Annotated in this window: 9 protein-coding genes; 7 read left to right on the forward strand and 2 right to left on the reverse strand. The window is 39.8% G+C overall.

From position 1 onward, the window contains the following. Positions 1–58 precede the first annotated feature (58 nt). Together ACF8EG_RS11320 and ACF8EG_RS11325 are read right to left on the reverse strand one after the other, a co-directional pair. On the reverse strand, positions 59–349 hold the full coding sequence (locus ACF8EG_RS11320; RefSeq protein WP_005377002.1) for a type II toxin-antitoxin system RelE/ParE family toxin: 291 nt from the start codon (positions 347–349) through the stop codon (positions 59–61). After that, on the reverse strand, positions 339–587 hold the full coding sequence (locus ACF8EG_RS11325; protein WP_005377003.1) for a type II toxin-antitoxin system Phd/YefM family antitoxin: 249 nt from the start codon (positions 585–587) through the stop codon (positions 339–341). The genes ACF8EG_RS11320 and ACF8EG_RS11325 overlap by 11 nt, the downstream gene beginning before the upstream one ends. 197 nt (positions 588–784) lie before the next feature. Between ACF8EG_RS11325 and ACF8EG_RS11330 the strand changes: the two genes are divergently transcribed. The 7 genes from ACF8EG_RS11330 (at position 785) to ACF8EG_RS11360 (ending at position 6,441) form a co-directional block, all read left to right on the forward strand. After that, positions 785–1,306, forward strand: coding sequence for a GNAT family N-acetyltransferase (locus ACF8EG_RS11330; RefSeq protein ID WP_069504770.1), 522 nt, complete (start codon positions 785–787; stop codon positions 1,304–1,306). A 195-nt stretch (positions 1,307–1,501) separates the two neighbouring features. Beyond that, on the forward strand, positions 1,502–2,386 hold the full coding sequence (locus ACF8EG_RS11335; protein WP_046029821.1) for a hypothetical protein: 885 nt from the start codon (positions 1,502–1,504) through the stop codon (positions 2,384–2,386). Then, on the forward strand, positions 2,376–2,792 hold the full coding sequence (locus ACF8EG_RS11340; protein ID WP_029836006.1) for a hypothetical protein: 417 nt from the start codon (positions 2,376–2,378) through the stop codon (positions 2,790–2,792). The genes ACF8EG_RS11335 and ACF8EG_RS11340 overlap by 11 nt, the downstream gene beginning before the upstream one ends. A gap of 135 nt (positions 2,793–2,927) precedes the next feature. Next, the gene (locus tag ACF8EG_RS11345) at positions 2,928–3,332 is read left to right on the forward strand and encodes a DUF1801 domain-containing protein (protein ID WP_069507439.1); all 405 of its coding nucleotides are present in this window, start codon (positions 2,928–2,930) and stop codon (positions 3,330–3,332) included. A gap of 151 nt (positions 3,333–3,483) precedes the next feature. Then, a complete protein-coding gene (locus ACF8EG_RS11350) occupies positions 3,484–3,957 on the forward strand; it encodes a GrpB family protein (protein ID WP_069507438.1) in 474 nt (157 codons plus the stop codon). Positions 3,958–4,094: 137 nt separating this feature from the next. Beyond that, positions 4,095–4,700: a hypothetical protein gene (locus ACF8EG_RS11355; protein ID WP_039978409.1), complete on the forward strand. Its 606-nt coding sequence runs from the start codon at positions 4,095–4,097 to the stop codon at positions 4,698–4,700. A 226-nt stretch (positions 4,701–4,926) separates the two neighbouring features. Then, positions 4,927–6,441 (forward strand): hypothetical protein, encoded by a 1,515-nt coding sequence (locus tag ACF8EG_RS11360; RefSeq protein ID WP_069507437.1) that lies wholly within the window; start codon positions 4,927–4,929, stop codon positions 6,439–6,441. The last annotated feature ends 87 nt before the right edge of the window (positions 6,442–6,528 follow it).

The raw sequence follows: 6,528 nt of genomic DNA on the forward strand, positions 1-6,528 counted from the left end.
GGTATGCGGCAACATCGGTACTGCGTGCCTCACACCTTAATTGGGCGTTATACCGCAATCAATCATCTAACCTTTTCATGGCTTTACGGTAAACATCGCTACGTTCGCGTTTTCCGACTGCTAAGACGGTTACAATGATGACATCGTCTTCAACTTTGTAGACGAGACGGTAGCCCGATTGACGCAACTTAATTTTATACATGTTGTCAGCTCCAGAAAGTTTTGAAGCCGGAACATGTGGGTTATCTAAGCGCTCGATTAGCTTTTTCTTAAATTGTTGTTGCAGAGTAGAGCCAAGCTTTTTCCACTCTTTGAGTGCGCTCTTTTTAAAGTCGAGTTTATAGGTCATCAATATTTACCGAAATGCTCTCTTCAGATTCACGCTCTTTAGCGATAGCTAGTAGTTCAAGATCTTCGAGCCTATCCATCATCATTTCGTACGCTTCGGCAGGTACGCAATAAAATGCTGGCTCATTTCGGTTTAATACAGCAACAGGTTCGCCGTAAGCACTAGTTGCAACTTTCATAGGGTTAGCTTTCAACTCAGTAATGCTTGCAGCAACATCGGCTAAAATTCTAGTGGTCATATAATCGGTCTCTTAAGTGGTCTTTATGTTGGTCATTTTAGACAAAACCAAACGGTATAACAAGTTGCTTAAGAGTGATTCGCAACGCGTGGCATTTTTACTATGCGTTAGTTTATGTGTTTAAGGTATTATGCGGAGGCTAAGGTATTGCGTTGCTCACACCTTAGCAAGGCGTTAGCCCTTTTTGAGGACATGATATGGAAATCGTGCAAGAAATTGACGTTTCAGAATTGCATCATAAGGCAATCGAAGCGTTAAGAAATCAAGCTTTCCCAGTTAGCCAAGTAAGTCGCTCTTACTTTAAGCAGTTACCTCATATGCGTGCTCTGCATTTTCAAGGTGAACAGTTGGTTGGCTATCTTGGACTGGACTATCGAGCCGTGAGCGTCGGTGGGGAAATACATAAGGTTCTGGGCGTAATTGACTTCTGTGTTGATGAACGTTATCGAGGGCAAGGTATTGGCTCTTTTATGTTGTCAGAAGTATCGGCATTTGCCGAAACTAAAGACGTTGATTTTATAATCCTCATATCTGAGTTAGATGATTTCTACTCTTCAAATGGCTTTAGCAAAGTCCAGTGCATGCAGTCTTGGTTAAGGCTTCACGAGCACACCAACTTTGGAGTTGCTGTAGAGTATGTTGATGAACTGTATGTGAAACCACTCAGAGATAAGCAGTGGGGTGTTGGACATTTTGATTGGCTAGGCTATATGTACTAGTCAACCACCGGGCTAACAAAGCATTTAAGAGTGATTCGCAACGCTTGGCGTTTTCGCTTCGCTCAAGTATAGCCAAGCGTCGCTCACACCTTAATGCGGCGTTAACCCTCATGGAGCACTGTATAAATACTCAACTAATCCCTTATTATTAAATGGGATATGATACATGTCAGTATGTTATTGATGAGTAAGCAAATGTCAGAAGCACAGAGAAAAGAAAACGAACTTTGCATCAAGATTGATTTTGAAAGAAACTCACGAAACCCTCAGCGAGTTTTCAACTCGATGAGCCATCTCATATCATCGGTTGAAGAATTTCACTCTTGCTTGCTTAGCTCTGTTTCTGCTGAAACCAGATCAAACTTTCTTCTGTCGGACATCAACGAAGGGTCAATCAAGTCTTGGCTATGCCCTGAAATTGAGGGCGATGTAACGGATGAACAAAAAGGACGTTTAACAAGCTTTCTGACGTATTGTACTGACCTAGTCATATCGTTTATCTCGGATAAGAATACAATTGAATCTTTAGAAGTACTGGCAAAACTTGAAGACGAAATTGCTACGGCGGCTGAAGAGTTTGATGTCGAGGAATTTCCCAATGTCTTTTCACTAGATCGCCATAGGCTATTAAAGGGGTATACGGAGCTTTCTCAATCAACATCTGATTTAAATAGTGTTGATCAGGTTTACTTAGACTCCCGAGGTAAAACTAAAAAAATAAATAAGAAGTTTCATTTAACCAAAGAAGACGTTGAAGCTATCTTAATTGAAAAGGTAGAAAAGAACACTACAACCGAAACTTTGGTTATAAAAAAAGCTGATTTTATAGGTAAATCGATGTGGGACTTTTTACGTAAAAAATCGACTATATCAGCCCGAATAGCACATCAAGAATGGCTGGATAAGTTTCATTCCCGACAAGAAATCGTCGCCCCAGGTGATGGATTGCTGTGTGACCTTGTTACTACGGCTTACTTTGATAAAAGTGATAACTTAATCGACACAAAGTACGAAGTTATATTTGTTCACAAGAAGGTTGACGTACTTAATGTACAGCAAGAGTTAAAATATGACAGCTAGTAAGTCCAATCAAAATGCGTGGTTAATTCTGCTTTCAGAGTACCTGTTTATTTTCTTACCGTTTTTAGTAATCGGTATTATTAAAATATATAAGTCTGACTTTGCTACATTCTTTCAAGCTGCGGATTGGAGTTTTGCAGCATCAATTTTATTTGGTCAGGTCATTGTAAAGCTTGTTTCTGGCTCTGTTATTCATAAACATGCTCAGTGGCAAAGAGTAGTTGTATTACTATCTTTTATCCTAGTGCTAGGGTTGGTACCTAGCTTGATTGTTTTAGCGCTAATATTGATTGACGGTGGTGTTTCAGAGTTTTTAGTTAATATGCAACTTAGCTTATTTTGTTTAGCCTCACTGGTGTTTTTTCTAGTTGGTAGCGCTGCACATACAATGATAGATGAGGGTTAACAAACAATTTAAGAGGGATTCCCCACGCTTGGCATTTTTGGTTTGGGTTAAGTTTAGTGTTTACGGCGTCCAATTTGAGTGTCGTGGTCGCGTGGCTCACCCCTTAATTGGGCGTTATGTGAATAGGAGATTCCAATGGAGAAGGTAGTCAAAGATCGGTTCGATGAGTATCCGGAAAATGCTCGTGTTAGGTTAGAAGAGCTGCGAAATTTAGTCTTCCAAGTCGTATCTGAGTTGGAACTGGGTGAAGTCGATGAAACTCTAAAATGGGGTGAGCCAAGCTACAGTGTAAAAACGGGCAGTCCGTTAAGAATGGACTGGAAGCTTAAGTCTCCCAATAATTATTACCTATTCTTTAATTGCCAAACTAAGCTAGTCGATACATTTCGGGAGTTGTATGGTGACGAGTTGGTGTTTCAGGGAAACAGAGCAATAGTTCTGTCCTTATCTAAACCGCTACCAGAAACGGTCATCAAGTCCTGTCTAGAGTTAGCTTTAACCTATCATCAGCGTAAAAATCTGCCTCTTTTGGGTGTGTGAAAAATTCACATAACAAACAATTTAAGAGGGATTCCCAACGCTTGGCATTTTTGGTTCTACTTCAAATTAAGTGTTTATGGCACAATGCTTTAGGTTTGGGTGGTAGCGTTGCTCACCCCTTAATTGGGCGTTATGCCTTTTGGGAGAAAATATGCAGTTTTACAAAGCAGATGAATATCAGGCATCTTGCGAAAACCTGTATCATAAGTACGAACTTGAGATAGCTGCTTTACTTCCAGATGCATCTATTGAGCATATTGGAGCTTCCTCTATCCCTAATGCTGTATCTAAAGGTGACCTAGACATACTTGTTGGTGTTAACGGCAAGGAACTAGAAAATGCAGTAAAGTTACTTTCTACTCTAGGTTTCAACGAAAAATCCGATACGTTAAGAACTCCGGAGCTTTGCATGCTGGAAAATAGCTCAGGTGAGGATGTCGCTTTTCAAGTTGTAGCTAATGGTTCGGAATTTGACTTTTTTGTGGGGTTTAGAGACAAACTCCGTAAAAATCCTGAGTTAGTTCAACGATACAATAAGCTGAAAATGTCTTGTACAGGTTGGTCTCACGAAGAGTATCGTCGGAAAAAATCAGCTTTTATTGAGCGCGTGTTAGGGCAGGCATAACAAACTGTTCAAGAGGGATTCGCAACGCGTGGCATTTTCACTATGCGTTGGTTTTTGTGTTTAAGGTGGTATGCGGCGGCTTTGGTATTGCGTTGCTCACCCCTTAACAGGGCGTTATATACCTAGGGAGAATAAAGGTGAAAAATAAAATAAAGTTAGTTTACTCATTGTTATTGCTAGTAGTTCTTACAGGCTGTGCATCTACGTTGAAACCGCAAGATCTTAAGGAAGTTGAAACCGTCGGGGTAGTTAACGAGTTTCCTGAATATCCTAACTTTGTAACGACTGGTACAACGATATTTAACAACGATTATGATGCAGTTAAAGATAGTTCTTTCTCTGATTTACTTGTTAAAACGGTCAAAGACTATGTCGAGGCAAAAGGGATGGCGGTTAAGCTTATCTCGGAGTCAGAAATCGGTGATGTTGATATGGCTATAAAGCTTGTACCTAGAGATATTTATGGTGTATCGAATACTTTCGGCTATGGTGTCCATCAACAATCAATCTTTGGTAAACGAATGGGTGCAATAACATATGTATCGTTAAATGTTGTTCCATATATTGATGGCGACAGCAAATGCAGTACGTGTTACTTAAAAGGGGTTAAGGTTCTCGACATCGAAGAGCTTCCCGCGCAGTTCTCACTTTTATCTCAAGATGAACAAGCGCATGTAAAAGATAGTCTTGATAACAATATCCAAGAAACACTGACTAAAATTCTAATCGATAGCGGTATATAACAAACTGTTTAAGAGTGATTCGCAACGCGTGGCATTTTTACTATGCGTTGCGTTTAGTGTTTAAGGTGGTATGCGGGAGCTTTGGTATTGCGTTGCTCACACCTTAACAGGGCGTTATATTTACAAATATTCAGGCGAATCCACAAATTTTGAAAAAGGGCAGAGAGCACTATTTTATAGTATGATTATTTGTAACAACCACTTATAATTCAATGGTTAGGGATAAATGCTCATTTATGTAAATCAGTTCCGATTGATGGGAACAAATAGTAGCCAGACCGCTTTTCGCACTGTCGCTGGTTGGTTGAAAAGTGTAACAAAACGCCATTTCTCGGTGTCAGATCTAAAAAGCGGCGATGAGTTCTCAATAGACCGAATGAAGGTTCGCACCTATGCTTCGACTGACCTGAGTCCTTTCATGTTTTCCATCCTATTTACTCATCCTGACCGAGAAACTAAAGGTCGCCAATGGATTACTGAAATTGGAATTCGTGAAGAAGATGATAGTACAACAGTTTCAATTCTCTTAGAAACAAGTGACATCAGTACATTAGTTACCGAGATACCGTCAACAACAAAGCCTAGGTTGGTAAACTTTTTGCAAAAAAATGGAGAACTCCACCACGAAACCGTAGGATTAAAGTTGTTGAAGTTTTCAAATGCTCAAGAATCCTTAAAAGGGTTGAGTTTTGAAATTGAGCGGAAAGAACGAAAGTACCCACTGGTTTTAGTCAGTAATACGAAAGCAACTCACAAACCAGTAATTAGCCCAACGAAGTTGCAAGAGCAACTATTAGGTTTGGCTCAAGTAGTATGTTCTGAAGAAGAGATAAATAGTTGGGAAATGGAAGATATGCTTGGGCGCAAGTACTCGGCATGGGACGGAGCCATTAATATAATCTATCCTCCATTTGGAGGAGGCGAATGCCACACAAAGCTGTTTTCTCAAGCTAATTTAAACGAGGTAATGGAATCCGGTAGTCATGTACTTCAATACATTCTTTCCCATATAACGCATACTACAAATGGCTTTAACAAGAAAAAGCACTTCAGCCCCAGCGCGATTCGGGCAAAACGTCAACGAGATCAACGAACACTGCTAAAGCAAAGGTTCGAAGAACTTGCTGAAGATAAAGATTATCAAGAGCTTGCGGAGCAAGCATTCGCTCAGCTCGAAGAGCAAGAAAGCTTAATCGAACAATTGAAGCAGAAGCATGAATCAGACATCGATGAGCAGTTAATCGCTCATATTGAAACTCAAGATAAACTAGACAAACTTAATGCTGATTTCCAAGTATTAGATATTCGTTTTAGAGAGCTATTAGGTAACTCTGCTAAAGATGGTGAACCGATCTTAGTCCATGGTAAAGAGTCTGAATTTTACAGTGGTGAAACAACTGACCTTGTAATAGAGATTATTAAAAATCAATTTGATAGCGCTAAGCCAAATTCCCGTAGGCACAAGTTGCTGCAAGATATACTTAAGCATAACGAAAAAGATGGGATGCGAGATAACATATATCAAGCGATTAAATCTATGTTTAGTAGTTACAATGGTATTACTTCCAAAATTAAAACTGAACTGAAATTACTTAATATGGAAGTAATTGAAACAGGAACACACAACCACATTAAGTTTATTGGCGATGAAAGGTATCAAGTAGCATTTGCGAAAACCCCAAGTGATGCAAAGCGAGTAGGAAACAATATCGTACGAGATATTAAAGCGGAGCTACTGTAAATATAACAAAGCATTTAAGAGTGATTCGCAACGCTTGGCAATTTCGCTTCGCTCAAGTATAGCCAAGCGTCGCTCACACCTTAATGC

Source organism: Vibrio sp. YQ_11 (assembly GCF_043103065.1).
GTDB lineage: Bacteria > Pseudomonadota > Gammaproteobacteria > Enterobacterales > Vibrionaceae > Vibrio > Vibrio parahaemolyticus.